16 protein-coding genes and 1 riboswitch are annotated in these 16082 nt (G+C 53.5%); of the genes, 9 read left to right on the top strand and 7 right to left on the bottom strand.

Annotation, left to right across the window (positions count from 1 at the left end; genetic code table 11):
- The first annotated feature begins 43 nt into the window (after positions 1-43).
- Positions 44-397, top strand: coding sequence for a hypothetical protein (locus tag INT33_RS07330; protein ID WP_225735995.1), 354 nt, complete (start codon positions 44-46; stop codon positions 395-397).
- On the opposite strand, the gene INT33_RS07325 is transcribed toward INT33_RS07330, so the two are convergent.
- Genes INT33_RS07325 through INT33_RS07315 form a run of 3 tightly spaced genes read right to left on the bottom strand, consistent with a single transcriptional unit; the run spans position 372 to position 2419 of the window.
- Complete coding sequence (locus tag INT33_RS07325; RefSeq protein WP_192536568.1) at positions 372-1577, bottom strand: molybdopterin molybdotransferase MoeA; 1206 nt, start codon at positions 1575-1577, stop codon at positions 372-374. The two genes, INT33_RS07330 and INT33_RS07325, sit on opposite strands and share 26 nt — an antisense overlap.
- Complete coding sequence (gene moaB, locus INT33_RS07320; protein ID WP_192536569.1) at positions 1570-2088, bottom strand: molybdenum cofactor biosynthesis protein B; 519 nt, start codon at positions 2086-2088, stop codon at positions 1570-1572. Before moaB ends, INT33_RS07325 begins: the two co-directional genes overlap by 8 nt.
- A gap of 4 nt (positions 2089-2092) precedes the next feature.
- Positions 2093-2419, bottom strand: a complete 327-nt coding sequence (locus tag INT33_RS07315) for a DUF1244 domain-containing protein (protein WP_192536570.1) — start codon at positions 2417-2419, stop codon at positions 2093-2095.
- 256 nt (positions 2420-2675) lie between these two features.
- On the opposite strand from INT33_RS07315, the gene mobA reads away from it, so the two are divergent.
- Genes mobA through INT33_RS07295 form a run of 4 tightly spaced genes read left to right on the top strand, consistent with a single transcriptional unit; the run spans position 2676 to position 6546 of the window.
- Positions 2676-3278 carry a molybdenum cofactor guanylyltransferase MobA gene (mobA, locus tag INT33_RS07310; protein ID WP_192536571.1) on the top strand — a complete coding sequence of 201 codons (603 nt, stop codon included), beginning with the start codon at positions 2676-2678 and terminating at the stop codon, positions 3276-3278.
- On the top strand, positions 3275-4522 hold the full coding sequence (gene moeA / locus INT33_RS07305) for a molybdopterin molybdotransferase MoeA (RefSeq protein ID WP_193091514.1): 1248 nt from the start codon (positions 3275-3277) through the stop codon (positions 4520-4522). The genes mobA and moeA overlap by 4 nt, the downstream gene beginning before the upstream one ends.
- Positions 4519-5511 carry a GTP 3',8-cyclase MoaA gene (gene moaA, locus INT33_RS07300; RefSeq protein ID WP_192536573.1) on the top strand — a complete coding sequence of 331 codons (993 nt, stop codon included), beginning with the start codon at positions 4519-4521 and terminating at the stop codon, positions 5509-5511. The genes moeA and moaA overlap by 4 nt, the downstream gene beginning before the upstream one ends.
- Before the next feature lie 3 nt (positions 5512-5514).
- Entirely contained in the window at positions 5515-6546 is a 1032-nt protein-coding gene (locus INT33_RS07295; protein ID WP_192536574.1) for a CobW family GTP-binding protein, read from the top strand.
- 22 nt (positions 6547-6568) lie between these two features.
- Here INT33_RS07295 and INT33_RS07290 read toward each other — a convergent pair whose 3' ends face one another.
- Positions 6569-9676: an EAL domain-containing protein gene (locus tag INT33_RS07290; protein ID WP_193091513.1), complete on the bottom strand. Its 3108-nt coding sequence runs from the start codon at positions 9674-9676 to the stop codon at positions 6569-6571.
- A 737-nt stretch (positions 9677-10413) separates the two neighbouring features.
- On the opposite strand from INT33_RS07290, the gene INT33_RS07285 reads away from it, so the two are divergent.
- Positions 10414-11262 carry an ABC transporter substrate-binding protein gene (locus tag INT33_RS07285; protein ID WP_192536576.1) on the top strand — a complete coding sequence of 283 codons (849 nt, stop codon included), beginning with the start codon at positions 10414-10416 and terminating at the stop codon, positions 11260-11262.
- A gap of 65 nt (positions 11263-11327) precedes the next feature.
- Here INT33_RS07285 and INT33_RS07280 read toward each other — a convergent pair whose 3' ends face one another.
- On the bottom strand, positions 11328-11957 hold the full coding sequence (locus INT33_RS07280) for a peroxidase-related enzyme (RefSeq protein ID WP_407648047.1): 630 nt from the start codon (positions 11955-11957) through the stop codon (positions 11328-11330).
- A gap of 178 nt (positions 11958-12135) precedes the next feature.
- Between INT33_RS07280 and INT33_RS07275 the strand changes: the two genes are divergently transcribed.
- Together INT33_RS07275 and INT33_RS07270 are read left to right on the top strand one after the other, a co-directional pair.
- Positions 12136-12621, top strand: a complete 486-nt coding sequence (locus INT33_RS07275; RefSeq protein WP_192536577.1) for a YbaK/EbsC family protein — start codon at positions 12136-12138, stop codon at positions 12619-12621.
- 79 nt (positions 12622-12700) lie between these two features.
- Positions 12701-12866: riboswitch (FMN riboswitch) on the top strand.
- A gap of 99 nt (positions 12867-12965) precedes the next feature.
- Positions 12966-13463: a 6,7-dimethyl-8-ribityllumazine synthase gene (locus INT33_RS07270; protein ID WP_018917075.1), complete on the top strand. Its 498-nt coding sequence runs from the start codon at positions 12966-12968 to the stop codon at positions 13461-13463.
- A gap of 49 nt (positions 13464-13512) precedes the next feature.
- Here INT33_RS07270 and INT33_RS07265 read toward each other — a convergent pair whose 3' ends face one another.
- Together INT33_RS07265 and INT33_RS07260 are read right to left on the bottom strand one after the other, a co-directional pair.
- Entirely contained in the window at positions 13513-13968 is a 456-nt protein-coding gene (locus INT33_RS07265) for a rhodanese-like domain-containing protein (RefSeq protein ID WP_192536578.1), read from the bottom strand.
- Positions 13965-14426: a GNAT family N-acetyltransferase gene (locus INT33_RS07260; RefSeq protein ID WP_192536579.1), complete on the bottom strand. Its 462-nt coding sequence runs from the start codon at positions 14424-14426 to the stop codon at positions 13965-13967. Before INT33_RS07260 ends, INT33_RS07265 begins: the two co-directional genes overlap by 4 nt.
- Positions 14427-14519: 93 nt before the next feature.
- On the opposite strand from INT33_RS07260, the gene pdxR reads away from it, so the two are divergent.
- On the top strand, positions 14520-15998 hold the full coding sequence (pdxR, locus tag INT33_RS07255) for a MocR-like pyridoxine biosynthesis transcription factor PdxR (protein WP_193091512.1): 1479 nt from the start codon (positions 14520-14522) through the stop codon (positions 15996-15998).
- The last annotated feature ends 84 nt before the right edge of the window (positions 15999-16082 follow it).

Genomic DNA, 16082 nt, shown 5'->3' with positions numbered 1-16082 from the left:
TTTGGAGCTGCTTAGTAATAGCGCACCTCAAGGCGCTGTGCCAATGGTGTTGTTCAGCGCAGGGGCATTCCGGGCGGCCTTGGAAGCCCGCCATGTCATGAGTATGTCAGACCAGCCTCGTGCCTCTCGTTATATAGAGGCCGCCGCGCTACTGTTTCAACATACTGCGCCCGCCACTCACTGGCTCACGCTTAACGACACCGAGGGTAGTTGGCAATTAGGCGTTAGTCATCCGGTGACGTTGCACTCATTTGCAGCCAGCGAACTACATCCCTTGCCGCCACTTTTGAAAGCACGCCGCCCTCATGCTGCCTTGTGCGGGGCTACTTTTGAGCAGCAAACGCTTGTACTGCTATTGGATGCACACTTGCTTACACCGCAAGCCACAAACAGTTAACGGTATCGCCTTGCCTGACCTGATCATTAGGCGGAATGACCGCAAAAGCATCGGCCTCAATACACGACGACAGCACACCGGAGTTCTGGTCGGCAAACGCATCGGCCACTAAGCCCACGGGCGTGAAGCGCAGAGAAACGCGCATATAGTGCTGGCGCGGCCCGGTCGATGTATCAAAATTTGCCGTCGCCGTTAGCGCGGGTAACTCAGCAAGCGCGGGACAGGCCATCAGCACTCCCATAAGCGGGCGCAAAAAAAGCCAGGCACCCACAAACCCCGATACCGGATTGCCTGGCAAGCCGATAAACCGAGCTTCACTTCCATCGTCCCGGGGCACGCGGCCTAATGCCAAAGGCTTGCCTGGGCGTATGGCTAGGCGCCATAAATCCATCTGCCCCAACTGCTCAAGCGCTGCTTTAACGTGGTCCTCTTCGCCTACGCTTACGCCCCCGGTACTAACGACCACATCCGCCTCGGCGGCCGCCTGGGTTAATAGCGCCACTGTCTGGGTGTAGTCATCCGGCACGCTCATTACCCGCACAACGTCAGCTCCAAAATTCTCAAGCAGACGCTTTAACATCGGCCGATTAGAGTTATAAATCTGACCCGGCGCCAACGGCGTGCCCGGGTCAACGATCTCATCGCCGGTTGAGAGCAGCGCAACCCGCGGGCGAGAACGCACGCTAACATGGGTGATGCCCTGCCCTGCCAAATGCCCGAGCGCCGCCGCTTCCAAGCGTAGCCCCTTCTTGAGTAGACATTCGCCCTGACGAACATCACGCCCTTGGCGGCGCACGTTGTCATCCACCGGGATATTCGCCGGTATCAAGGCCTTGTCAGCCTCAACGCTGACGCGCTCCTGCATCACCACACAGTCAGCCCCTTCAGGCAGCTCACCGCCGGTAAAAATCCGTGCGCAGCTGCCAGGGGCAAGCGGGGCGGACTTTGCGCCTGCTGCAATACGCTGGCTAATCGGCAGCCACTGGCCGGCATCGCTGGCACGCAGCGCATAGCCATCCATTGCGCTATTATCAAAGGGCGGCACGTTCAACGTCGCCATCACATCGGCGGCAAGTACTCGCCCAGCGGCGGCGTCAAGCGACACGCTTTCAGCCTCAACAGGGTTTACACCGGCCAGCAACGCTTCAAGGGCGGCACTTATCGACTGCAAATCAGCCATGCTGACCTCGGCCAGGGATGACCAGATTGGCAAAGTTACATGGCTTGTGGCGGCTATCCAGCTGTTCCTTCAAAATTTTCTCCCAGCCCGTACGGCAGGCACCGGTTGACCCTGGCAGGCAAAATAGTACGGTCGCGTTGGCTAACCCACCCAGACATCGGCTTTGAATGGTCGAGCTGCCGATCTCATCGCCGCTTAGCTGACGAAAGCGTTCACCAAACCCTTCGATGCGTTTATCCAGCAGCACCGATACGGCTTCCGGCGTGGAATCTCGGCCGGTAAAGCCGGTGCCGCCAGTGGTAATAACGACCTGCACTTCGGCATCGGCAATCCACTGGGCCACGACCGCACGAATCTGATAGATATCGTCTGGCACAATGCGCTTATCGGCAAGCTGATGGCCCGCTGCTGTCAAACACTCGACCAGCAGTTGGCCTGAACGATCGCTCTCTTCAGTACGCGTATCTGAAATGGTCAGTATGGCTATTTTAAGCGCAACCATCGGCTCCATAGGCTTACTCCTGATATTCTTTCTTGGCTTGACGGGCTTCCAGCGCGGCCAGCTGCTCAGGCGTTGCTTTTGCCTGATAGTGCTCTTTCCACTCGCTGTAGGGCATGCCGTAAACGTATTCACGGGCGGCTTCATAATCCAGCGACTTACCGCGCTCTTCCGCCGCGTTTACCATCCACTTTGAAAGGCAGTTACGACAAAAATCCGCCAGGATCATCAGATCGATATTCTGAACATCCTTGTTGTCGTCCAGATGGCGCAGTAAGCGACGAAAGGCGGCAGCCTCAAGCTCGGTGCGGGTACCCTGATCAAGCTCGTTAAAATCTGACATTAGCGTTCTCCGTATGAAAAGTAACTTTCGTGCAGCATACCAAAAGACAACGCTTATCGGCGCTGTTCACTTAGATAACCTAGGCAGGCGAACCCGCTGATTGATATGGGTCATCGTGCTTACCATCAATTATCTAACGCATAGACAAATAAGGTCCCTGCCCGCCATCATAGCGATAAGGGATCTACACTTAGAAGTGGCGCGGCTGATTGACCAATCTTGTTAATCCTCGCCCATTGTTACAGGAGGCATGCCGATGATCACGACCCAGGCGTTAACCGGCATGGTGCTTGCTGGCGGTGAAGGCCGCCGCATGGGCGGGCGCGATAAGGGCCTGGAGCCCTTTGCAGGGCTGCCCCTATTTGCCCATACGGCCGCCAAGCTTGAAGGACAAGTCGCTGAACTGCTGATTAGCGCTAACCGCAATATTGATGCCTACCGCCTATTTGGCCGCGTGATCAGCGATGTAGAAGCCGGCTTTCACGGCCCGTTAATGGGCATTTATAGCGGACTGTGTGCTGCAAGTACGCCGTGGCTTCTAATAGCTCCTTGCGATACGCCTCTGCTTCCAGATAACGTGGTCGCAAGAATGCTGGCAGGCCTCCAAAACGCCGATATCGCAGTGGCGTTCGATGGCCAGCGTCTTCACCCAACCGTTGCCTTAATACGCACAGCGCTTGCTGATGATCTACATATGGCGCTTAAAAGCGGCGAGCGTAAAGTCCAACAGTGGTATAAACGCCATGCACTTAGCCAGGTGGATATGTCTGACTGCCCAAATGCCTTTACCAATCTGAATACGCAAGAAGATAAAATTCGCCTGGAAGCGCAGCTGATGGCGCCCAAGGGGGCATTGTGACGCTCTCCTGCTTTGAGCTTGGCGAACACATGTTAAGTGTGGAAGAGGCTCGCCAAGCGCTGTCCGCGCTGATTGAAAGGCCCCTGCCCAGTGAAGTTATCGATTTAAGTCAGGCCCACGGGCGGCGCTTGGCACAGGACGTTATAGCGCCAATTAACGTCCCGCAAAATACCAATGCCGCGATGGATGGCGTAGCACTTGCCTGGCCCGATACGCCTCAACATCAATGGCCGCTTATCGGCAGCTCGCTCGCCGGGCGCGCTTTTGACACACACGTACCGCCTGGGGCCTGCGTGCATATCACCACCGGTGCCCCACTACCGCTGGGTACCGACACGGTTATCATGGGCGAGCAGCTCACCGAGCATGCCCAGCACCTTACAATCAATACGCCTGAGCGTGTTAAGCGTGGCCAGAACGTGCGCATGGCAGGGGAAGATATTGCGGCAGGCAGCATGGCGCTGGCTAAGGGAAAACGTTTGGATGCCCCCGCGATGGGTCTGCTCGCCTCACTAGGGGTGGCCAGTATCGCGGTCATCAAGCAGCCAACCGTTGCGCTGTTTTCCACGGGCGATGAGGTCACGGCTCCTGGCGAGCCGCTCGAAAGCGCCAGCATTTATGATGCCAATCGATTTACCCTGATGGGCTTATTAACCGAGCAGAATGCAAAGGTTATCGATCTAGGCATTCTTCCGGATAACCCGCAGGCGATACAGGCGGCACTCTCAGAGGCCGCCCAAGTGAGCGACCTGGTATTGACCAGTGGCGGCGTATCGGCGGGCCAGGCTGATTTTACCCGGGCAGCGCTTGAACAACTGGGGCAGCTGGCTTTCTGGCGGGTAGCGTTACGCCCAGGGCGCCCCCTGGCCTGTGGCTGGCTGGGCGAGTCGCGCACGCCCTTTATGGGCTTGCCCGGTAATCCGGTGGCTGTCATGGTAACCTTTTACCAGTTTGTAGTCCCCCTATTACACCACCTGCAGGCATTGGCCATTACCCCGCCCCCTAGGCTATACGCTGTCGCTGATGAAGTGCTTAAAAGCCGCTACCAGCGCACCGATTTTTTGCGCGGCGTTTATCATAGCGATACACAGGGTGTGCTCCATGTACGCACCACCGGTGCTCAGGGGTCAGGCATTTTAAGTTCGATGGTCGCCGCTAACTGTCTGATCGAACTACCCGCGGATCAGGACGGTGCGCAAGCTGGCGAGATCGTCTGCATTCAACCACTTTTGAGATGGCAATGACCGAGCAACTAATTGATGACTTTGGTCGCCGGGTTAGCTATGTCCGCATCTCGGTGACCGACCGCTGCGATTTCCGCTGCGTGTACTGCATGAGTGAAGAAATGACCTTTCTCCCGCGTGCGCAGGTGCTAACGCTTGAGGAGATCAGCCAGATTGCCCGCGCGTTTACCGAGCTGGGCGTGGAAAAAATCCGCCTGACCGGTGGCGAACCCCTGGTGCGCCGCGGTATCGAGCAGCTTGTGGACGAAATAGGCGCGCTCCCAGGGCTTAACGACTTCACAATGACGACCAATGGCGCCAGCCTTCGCAAACATGCCAGCAGGCTTTATGCCAGCGGGCTGCGTCGCCTCAATATCAGCCTTGACTCGCTTGATCCTGAACGCTTTAAGAAGCTCACCCGCACCGGGGATTTAGCGCGTGTGATTGACGGTATTCACGCCGCTCAGGAAGCCGGATTTACGCGCATCAAGCTGAACGCAGTCATTCTCAAAGGCCGCAATGACGATGAAGTGCTGGATCTGGTCGATTTTGCGCGTAATGAAGGGCTGGATATCAGCTTCATTGAAGAAATGCCGCTGGGCGACGTGTCCGACCACTCCCGGGCGGAAACTTTTTATTCAAGTGATGACGTTCAAGCGCTGATTGAAAAGCGTTACGCCTTAACGCCTACGACTGAAACCACCCCAGGCCCATCGCGCTATTTTAAAATGGCCGATAGCAACAGCCGGGTTGGCTTTATTTCCCCGCACAGCCACAATTTTTGCGACACCTGCAACCGTGTCCGGGTCACCGTTGAAGGCCGCCTTCTGCTCTGTTTAGGCAATGAGCATTCGGTCGATTTGCGCGCAGTAATGCGCCGCTACCCCGGTGATATAGCGCGGCTCAAAGAAGCTATAGTCAACGCGCTACCGCTTAAACCAGAGCGCCACCACTTCACGACCGACGGTGACGTTCAGGTCGTGCGCTTTATGAATATGACCGGAGGTTAACGCGTGGCAGCGTCAAAAAAAGTGCCGGTGCATATCATTACCGGCTTTTTAGGCAGTGGCAAAACCACGCTTATTCACAGCCTGATTGAGCAAAAACCGGCGGATGAAAAGTGGGCCATTCTAGTCAATGAGTTTGGCCAAATTGGCATTGATCAGGCCATGTTTGATCAGCGCGACGATGTCGTTATCAAAGGCCTGCCCGGTGGCTGCCTGTGCTGTCAGCTTGCCTTTGTACTCCAGGCGGCGTTGGTGAATCTGCTCGCACGAAGTAAACCTGACCGCGTGATTATTGAACCCTCGGGGCTCGGTCATCCGGCGGGGTTACTCGACCTGTTACGTGGCGAAGCTTTCCATGATGTGGTCGAGGTACACGATATTATTGCCACGTTAGACCCTCGCCGCCTGGACGACCCGCGTGCACGAACGCACGAAACGTTTCAAGATCAGCTGGCCATAGCGGATGCCGTGGCGCTTACCATGTTTGATCAGTGCACAAGCCAACAGCAACAAGCTGCCCAGCAGTTTGTTGAAGCGCTCTGGCCGCCACGCAAATGGATTGAACAGATCGCTAACGGCAGCCTGCCGCTGGAGCGCTTAACGGGCAGTGGCCAAAGTGATGCACATGAGTTAGCCATGCCTGAAGCGCACCGCACACTTATTGCCCCGCCCAGTCTTGACGGTGGTTTTTTTGATTTTCCACCGGCCAAGGGCGCGCCGCAGCAGGAAACCGGCACTGCTCTTGGCTATATAAGCCTGGGCTTACGCTGGCACCCGAACGAGTGTTTTGATATCGATCACTTAGCGCATTGCCTGGGAGAGTTACCCCGACAGGCGCGGATCAAAGGGGTTTTTCATACCTCTAGCGGCTGGCAGCGGCTTAACCGTGCCGATGGCGCGCTGGAAATAGACAGCAGCACCTGGCGCCAGGACTCTCGCCTGGAAGTGATTATTCCTGAAGCCTTTGGTAACGCCGTGCCGAATATCCAGACACTCGCGACACAGCTTGGCGCCTCGGCAGTGCATCAAGATAGTTAGAACTGCATAAAAATAGTTAGAATTATGCAGCAGCAAGCTGCGCTTCGAATTCTTCAAGCGTAACAGGACGACCAAACAGGTAACCCTGGTAAGCACAGCAGCCATGGGCCAATAGCCATGCCTGCTGTGCTCGGGTTTCTACCCCTTCGGCAATAATCTCCAGATCAAGGCTTTCCGCCAGTACGATAGTACTCTCGACAATCGCCGCGTTAGCGCTACTGGTCAGCACCTGCTGCACAAAAGTTTGGTCGATCTTGAGCTGATCCAATGGCAGCTGCGCCAAATAGGCAAGTGATGAGTAGCCAGTGCCAAAATCGTCCAGTGAGAAGCGCACGCCCAGCGCTTTTAAACTAAGCATTTTATCGTGCGCGTTGTCATCTGGCTCTAAAAAGAGCGACTCCGTCACTTCAAGCTTTAAGCGTTCAAGCGGGGCCTTGGAGCGGTTAAAAATAGCCTTAACATGGGGGATAAATTCAATATCGTGAAACTGCAGCGGGCTAATATTAACCGACATGGTCAAATGACACAGCTGGTCATTCTGCGCCCAAAGCGCCAACTGGTAACAGGCTTTTTCTAGCACCCATGCGCCTACTTCACTGATCAGGCCGGTACTCTCTAACAAAGGAATAAACTCTTCTGGAGAGACGAGACCACGCTCTGGATGCTGCCAACGTAACAGCGCCTCAGCACCAATGGCATTCCCATTGATATCGACCTGGAGTTGGTAGTAAAGCTGCCATTGATGAAGTACTAGCGCTTGGCGTAAATCGCGCTCCAAATGAATTGAGGCCAACAGGGCGGCCTGCATCACGGGGTCAAAAAAGCACAGCGTGTCGCGCCCCTTCGCCTTCGCCTGAAAGAGCGCCATATCAGCCTGCTGAAGGTACTCATCTTGCCCGGTTGGCGAGTGGCTTAAAAGCGTAATGCCTATGCTGGCGCTCACGCTGATGGAGTGATCGATCAGCGTACTGGTACGCCGTATTGTTGCCATCAGCTTATGGGCTATGCGCTCTGCAAGCTGTGCGGCTTTGACCGGGTCGTTATCCAGGGACTGTATCAGTACCGCAAATTCGTCTCCGCCCAATCGCGCCAGTGTATCGCTTTCACGCAGCTGTTGGCTGAGCTGACGCGCGACCCCCTTAAGCAGATGATCACCGATGGGATGGCCCAAAACATCGTTAATTTGCTTAAAATGGTCAATATCGATAAACAGCAGCGCCCCATAGCTGCGGTGGCGAACCACCTCTTTAAGCGCAACCTCCAAGCGGTCCATAAACAGCCGACGGTTCGCAAGTCCCGTGACAGAATCAAAAAATGCCAGCTGATGGATTTCCTGTTCGGCCGCTTTACGCTCACTGATATCTACGATGGTCGCCACGTAATGGGTCAATTGGTTATCAGCATTACTAATTGAACTAATCGCCAACCATTCGGGGAATACATCACCGTTTTTACGCTGACTCCACACTTCACCTTCCCAGCGCCCATATTTTTTTACGCTGCGCCATAACTGATGGTAGAAGCTAGGCCCATGGTGCCTCACGCCAAACATATCGGGATTATGACCAATTACCTCGTCTTCGGCATAGCCGGTAATTTGGGTGAACGTAGGGTTTGCTTTAAGTATCGTGCCTTGGGCATCGGTGATAATAATGCCCAAATGGGCTTGAAACGATGCCGCAGCAATGCTCAGTTCTATTTCGCTCTTTTTCGCTTCCGTGATATCCCGCGCCACCACCAATGTACCCGAGAAGCTGCCATCGGCACGCACCAGAGGGCTTACCACTGCCTGAAAAAACAGTTCTCCATTGAGCACCATCAGCGGATATTCAATAGTGACGGCTTTGCGATGCCACTTTACCTGCTCGAACACAGCATTAAAGCGTTTGGTTAAATCAGGCGAAAGAATCTCGTTATAGTGTTTCCCGATCAAGCCAGTGTCGCCCTTTATTGTCATTTCATTATGCAATACATGCATATAGGTAATCCGATCTTGCGTGTTAAAAACAAAAATCAGATCCTGAATAGAGTCAATAAGTGCCTGAAGATGGGCTTCTCCTGCTTGAGCTCGAGCGCGTGCCTGTTCAAGCTCCTGAAGGCGATACTGTAATAACAAGGCGAGTTTTAGCCGATTGACGTAATGATGTACTCCCCAAGCTCCGAGTACGACAATGCAGGCCCAGATGCCAACTAAAATAGCTAATCGCTGATACCACTGTGCCAGAATCTGTTCCATATCCATGCCGACCACTATCCACAACGGATAACCCTGGACTTTCTGTATCCAAAAAAAACGCTCTCGATTATCCAAAGAAGACCACATGGTGTTTGACCAGAGCAATTGACCGCTATCCACAATACGTTGCACGGTGGGTCCATCTAGCTGCGCCCCTATTTGCGTGTGCTCATCTAGGCCAGGGTTCCTGGCGATTAACCTAAGCGTTGGGTCAATCAAGGCGATACTTTCACCGGCCTCTATTTGCATTTGGTTAATGGTATCTGCAAATATTTGAGGGGCTACGCTCGCCACCGCTACGCCCATAAAGGAGCCCGTTTGATCGGTTAAGCGTCGTGCATGATAAAGTACGTACGCAGGCTCCTCCCCCGTCCATTGAAGCGGAGTGACTACGTCTTCCTGACGACTATTATCAGGATTGCTTAAGATCTTAAAGAAATCACTATCACTTAAATTAATCCCCTCATAACGGTTATTGCCACTGCTGGCAAGTACAGTACCCTGAGTATCAAGCAAACTAATCCCTTGGACTAACGGTGCATAGTGACGCCGATCATTTAGCGCTTTTACCATTTGTCCTGCTGTGGCTTCAATGGGCATCCCCTGAAGATCAGCGAGTTCATCAACACTTAAAAGCGCCTGATTACTTTGTGAGAAGACACTTTTCACCCACTCGCTGATAATGCTTGACCGGGCAGCGCTGTGAGACTCTACGGAATTGAGTTCTTGCAGACGCTGCTCGTAAAGTAACCAAGCAAAGAGGCTGCACAGCAACAGCGAAGCAAGAATATATAAAATGTAAACATTGCGGCGCTGACGACGAAAGGAGGTATAAGATATTCTTTCGCGCCCTTTATCTTCATCATACTGAACCAATGCATTCAAAACGGGCATAGTGCATCGACCTTAGTCAACATTAAAAAGAAGGTATAATTAATATATGGCCACAGCCAGCCATAAACTAACGACACCAGTTCTTATCCTGTTAACTGGTTAATTAAATTATTCATAGGAAAAATAAAAACCATACAGCTCATCACGACTGACAATAATAAAGTGGCTTGATTCATCTGAGTATCGTTTTTTTCCAATAGATATCATTTATTTAAATAAAAATCATCTAATATAACTATTGAGAAGCATTGCTCCTTCCAATAAACACTCTGAATCACATTACGTCAACGCAAAATTTAAAACTTAGATATAACTAAAAACAACCAATAAGTAGCATTTTAAATGTCTCGATATGAGTTTTAAAAACGATAACGCAATAACTCTTAATTATTAAATAACAAAAAAAGACTACCTATAAGCAAGCCCTCGCTAAAAGGCCATATGACTTCGTTAACCCCACCGGCATTAGCTTATTGAGAGTCATCTCATAAAAATAGCGCATCTACCTAACACACCGGCAAGCAAGGCAATCTCCTTTACCCTGGAGTGACACAGGCCTCATTGATTAAAATTAAGCTTTTTATTTTAATTTTTTTATATTCATTTTATTTTTCACTTCAGCGGCGTATCAAATTTCGCAACGCGCTGTTCCTCATGTAGATAAAGACAAAGCAGGGCTTCCTTGAGACTATGAGAACATATCTCATATAAAACATCTTCTCATAAAAGGAATATCCATGAAGTCTCAGGTTCTTGCTGCATCGCTGATTTTCACCGCTGTTAGCTCCATTGCTCATGCTCAGGAGCGTATCGCCACCTTCGATTTAGGCAGCTTGGATACGCTTGATGCACTCGGCGCTAGCGAGCAGGTAGTCGGTATTCCCAAGCAAGTACTGCCTGATTACCTTTCAAAATATAACGCTGATGCTTATACCGACCTTGGCGGCCTGCGCGACCCTAATCTTGAAGCTGTCGCGCAAAGCGAGCCAACCCTTATCCTTTACACTGGCCGCCAGGGTGACTGGGAAGCTGAATTTGAAGAGATTGCACCGCTGATGAATACCAGCTTACAAGGTGACGATTACCTGGCTGCCTTTGATGACAACGTACGTCAGATCGCCAGCAAAGTAGAGGCTGAAGAGCGCGCCGAAGAAGCTCTTGAAGCGCTGCATGCCGATATTGAACGTCAGCGCGAGGCGTTGGATGAAGCATTACGCGTACTGGTTGTGACCCATAACGATGGCAATCTGGGCCTAAATACGCATCCGGTCGTGCACGATGTGCTGGGTATCAAAAAACTGGAAATGCCGGACAGCGTCACCAGCGTACAGCGCGGCAACCGCACATTTACACCACTCACCATGGAAGCCATTGGTGAAATCAATCCCGATGTACTGCTCGTAGTGGATCGTAGCGCAGCCATCGGTAACGATGCTGCCGATACACAAGCGCTAGAGCAGGCGTTATCGGATGCAGGCGCGTCAGAGACTCGCCTGGTAGTGCTAACGCCCGCACTTTGGTACCTGTCGGGTGGTGGTCTGCAAAGCCTGAAACTTCAGATCGACGAGGTCGTCGACGCGCTATAAGTCCTATTACGCTGTGAACGTATGCCCCTGCACCGCTATGCGGCCAGGGGCTTTTTCATTAAGCATTAACGTCCCAGGGTATAGAATTCATCGTTTGCGCGCATATTGGTGACATTGGCCATCCGGTTAGACATACCGAAGAAAGCTGTAATCGCGGCAATATCCCACAGATCCTCTTCATCGAAGCCATGCTCCGCCAAGGCAGTAAAGTCGTCTTCGCCTACGGCGTAGGCTTGATCAGTTACTTTCAGAGCAAAATCCAGCATGGCCTTTTGTCGGGCTGAAATATCCGCTTTGCGGTAATTAAGCGCCACCTGATCCGCCACCAGCGGATTTTTAGCGCGAATACGTAAAATAGCGCCATGCGCAATCACACAGTACTGGCACTGATTGGCAGCGCTGGTCGCAACGACAATCATTTCCCGCTCAGCGAGCGTCAAGTTGCCCGTTTTTTCCATCAACGCATCGTGATACGCAAAAAAAGCCCGAAACTCATCAGGGCGGTGCGCCAGAGTAAGAAAGACGTTGGGAATAAACCCGGCTTTCTCCTGTACGCCTTCAATGCGTTCACGAATATCGGCGGGCAGCTCATTCAGGGCAGGAATGTGAAAGCGGCTGACCGGATGACTTACCCGACGGCTTTCGTTCTGTTGTTTATCGGGCTCACTCATCTCTTTATTTGCTCCAGTCATCATGGGACGCCTCATTGTTGTTATCAGGGAGACACGTCACTAACACTAAAGCGGAAGCTGAAAAGACACAATCACTACGCTTGAGGCAATAGAAGCGCAATGCCCGCTAACGCGGGCACCTGGATTGGCTGACTTGGACAAAGCACGTTAACCTACAACTACACCGTCTAAGGAGCCGATAATGAGCCTATTAACCGCTCGCAGTTTTTTAGCAGAACATGCCCCTGATATCGAAATTATCGAGCTGGAGGAGAGCACGGCGACCGTGTCCCTGGCAGCGAAAGCCCATGGGGTTGAGCCCGGACAAATCGCCAAGACGCTTGCTTTCAAAGTGGGCGAGAACCCCTTTTTGATCGTGGCCGCCGGTAACACCCGTATCGATAACGGCAAAATTCGCAATGTTTTCGATGGCAAAGCCAAAATGTTGGATGCCGATACGGTAATGGAACTCACCAGCCATCCGGTAGGCGGCGTATGCCCGTTTGGTCTGGCGACCAGCGTGCCCGTTTATTGTGATGAGTCGCTTTTGGCGTATGACGAAGTACTGCCCGCCGCAGGTTCCTCTAATAGCGCCGTGCGCCTGTGCCCCAAACGGCTTGCCGAGCTGGTAGATGCCGATTGGGTCGATGTGTGTACGCTTTCAGAACCCCACGAGCAGGTCGATTAAACAACGTGCTCGACAAGGTTTAACCTGGCCTCTAGCTGCGCATTCACAATCGGCGTAAGATAGGTAGGCTGCTATGCAGCAATGTTCTCAGGGCGGGGTGAAAGTCCCCACCGGCGGTGATGGTACCTTTCCTAATGAAAGCGGCCTAAGCCCGCGAGCGCTCTTACTGGCTTGCCAGTGAGAGGTCAGCAGATTCGGTGAGAAACCGAAGCCGACGGTGATAGTCCGGATGAAAGAGAACGGCATCAACTCAACGACGTTATTCCATTCGGAAGGCGTGCGTTTTGCCTATTGGCGGATGCCGAATGCCCTGATTCTGGTACCACTTATCCAAGAGAATGACCATGAATCAGACCTTTCCTTTAGCACTCTCCTCACATACTACATCCCAGCGCATTGCGTTTATTCAGGGCCATTGGCACAACGACATCGTCGGCCAGGCCTATCAGGCATTTATTGAGGAAGTGGAGCGTAACGGCTTATCTGCAGACCAAGTGGATACGTTTACCGTTTCAGGCGCGTATGAAATTCCGCTACAGGCCAAAGTATTGGCTGAAAGCGGCCGCTATGGCGCGATTGTCGGCGCAGGCTTTGTGGTGGATGGCGGCATCTACCGCCACGACTTCGTCGCTCACGCAGTCATCGATGGCATGATGCGCGTTCAACTCGACACCCAAGTGCCGGTGATTTCGGTGGTGCTCACGCCGCACCATTTCCATGAGCACAGCACTCATCACGACTTCTACTTCCAGCACTTCCTGGCCAAAGGCAAAGAAGCCGCCCAGGCGTGCCTGAACACCATGGAAAACCTGCACCGCGCCCGCAAGCTTAGCGACGCGTAAGCACTATCCTGGCCCGGTGAATGCTGGGCCAGGAAATCATATCTATCGATTAGCAGCCGCAGGTATTAACACTCGTTTTTGCCAGGTTGCCTGGCAAGTCACCGGTTTGGACTGGATGCCCATCACGACGCCAAAAATCCAGCCCGCCCAGTAGCTCCTTCACTTTCAGCCCTGCGTTGGCAAGCTTCCACGCGCCTTTGGTGGACCCGTTACAGCCGATTCCATCGCAGTACGTTACATAAACACGCGACGCATCAAGCTCCGCCAATCGCTCGGGTGTCATTTCTCGATGCGGCACGCTTATCGCTCCTGGAATATGCCCGGCGCGGTAGTGTTCAAGGCTGCGCGTATCGATCACGACAATGGCGTCGATGCCGTTGGCCAGGTCTTCGGCCACATCCCAGGCATCGGTATAGTGGCAAAGTTTTGCGTACATTATTTGGGCCATATCGGCTGGCGTAGCGGATGGAAACGCTAATACAGAAGACACCGGTTGTTCGGTCATACGCGCTCCTGGCTTACATCCAGCAGGTAGCTATAAAACGCGGTATTACGCTGCCAGCCAAGTGACTCATAAAGGCGTTGTGCGCGCTCATTCTCTACCTGGGTCATCAATACCAGTCTTGCGACGCCGTGGTCCTGGGCCAAATCGGCGGCGGCGCCCATTAACGCCCGGCCTACGCCTTGGCTGCGGTACTCAGGCAGCACGTAAAGATCGTTCAACGTCCACCGTGCATTCATGCCTACCGTCGATAAGCCGGGAAAAAGCTGCACGAAGCCGCTGATTTTCCCCGATGCGTCTTCACTGACCAGAATGAACGAGTCGCCCAACCCAAAGCGCTGGTTTAAAAAGTAGCGAGCGCCCTTTAGGTCGCTTTGTTGCTGATAAAACTGGCGATAGTCATCCAGCAGCACGCTAAGCGCGTCCAAGTCATCAAGTACGGCAGCCCGAACATTATTCACAGTGGCGGTCCTTAAAAAGAGGTGGGAATAGGCAAGTCTCTCGTTATAGTGGCTCTTGGTGAAGAACCAGTTTATTAAATAGCGAGGGAACCAGTGAAGCAGCGAACGCCGTCGAGTGAATGGCTTATTGATGCCTTGGCGCTACAGATTGGCACCCAAGGAACAACCACGCTGGTACATCAGCTTTACAGCGCGCTGCGCCGTTGGATTCAACACGGCGAACTGGCCGCCGGGAGTCATTTGCCCTCTTCACGGCATCTGGCTCACGGCTTGGGTATCAGCCGTAATACCGTATTAGCAGCAATGGACCGCCTCCTAGCCGAGGGGCTGGTGGTTTCTCGGCGGGGCGCAGGCATGTATGTGGCCAACCTACCTACGCTACCGGCTCATCCCAAGCCGCTTTTGGACGCGGCGTTTAGCTACTCAACACGTGGGCAGGCGCTGATTGATCGTTGCGGTACGCTAAGCCAGCACTATCAAGCGTTTGCGCCCGGCGTGCCGGGGCTGGACCTGTTCCCCCACGCGCAGTGGCAACGCCTGTTAAGGCGCCACTATCGCCAGGCCGATACAGCATGGCTTTCCTATCAAACGCATGGCGGCTTGCCCGCGCTTAAAGAGGCATTGGGTGATTACCTGACGCTTTCCCGCGCAGTGCGCTGCCGCCCGAAGCAGATTGTGATCACGCAAGGCGCGCAGCAAGCATTCGAACTGGTGGCCCAGCTGCTGACCGATAGCGGCGACACAGTATGGATGGAAGAACCCGGCTACGGCGGCGCGCAAACCTGTTTTTTGGCAGCGGGACTGAACATTGTCCCTGTGCCAGTCGATGAAGACGGGCTGAACCCGTTGTGCTGTCCGGCTAATACGCCTTCGCCGCGGTTGATTTACGTCACGCCCTCCCACCAATACCCGAGCGGCGTTACCATGCCGGTTCCTCGGCGCTTGGCATTACTCGAACACGCCGCCAGGCACGGCGCCTGGGTCATTGAGGATGACTACGACAGCGAGTTTCGCTACGACACGCCGCCCACGCCGTCGCTTCAGGGCTTGTCGGAACAGGCATCCGTCATCTATATCGGCACATTCAGCAAGGTGCTCTACCCAGGCCTTAGACTAGGTTATATCGTGCTGCCCGAGGCGTTGGCCGATACGTTTCGGTTGGCTCACGCCCGCCTGCACCGCGAAGGCAACTATCCCATTCAGTCGGCGCTTGCTGAGTTCATTGCCAAAGGTGACTTTTCACGCCATATCGCCCGAATGCGCATGAGCTATCGTCAGCGCCAGGCCTGCCTGCGCCGTGCACTGGCCCCTGCTACTGACGCCGGGTTAAAGCTCTCCTCAGGCCATGCGGGCATGCACCTGATCGCCGAGTTGGAGAATTTAAATCAGGAAGCGCGCCTGGTTGAACTGGCCCAACAGGCACGCATTACGCTCTCCCCGCTATCCCGGTATTATCTGAAGCAACCTCAACGTGCGGGCCTTGTGCTGGGCTATGCGGGCGCGACGGAGGATGAGCTACTACGTGCAGGCCGCTGGCTCAGCCACGCATGGCTAAATCTGACTTCTTTATAAATCCTGAGGTAGATTCAATCGGTCAGTGCAACATAATGCACACTGGTAACTATCGGGGCTTTCAGAATGCAGAAGCAAGTATCA

Source organism: Halomonas colorata (assembly GCF_014897985.1).
Lineage (GTDB): Bacteria > Pseudomonadota > Gammaproteobacteria > Pseudomonadales > Halomonadaceae > Vreelandella > Vreelandella colorata.
This window is presented reverse-complemented; position numbering and strand designations above follow the sequence as displayed.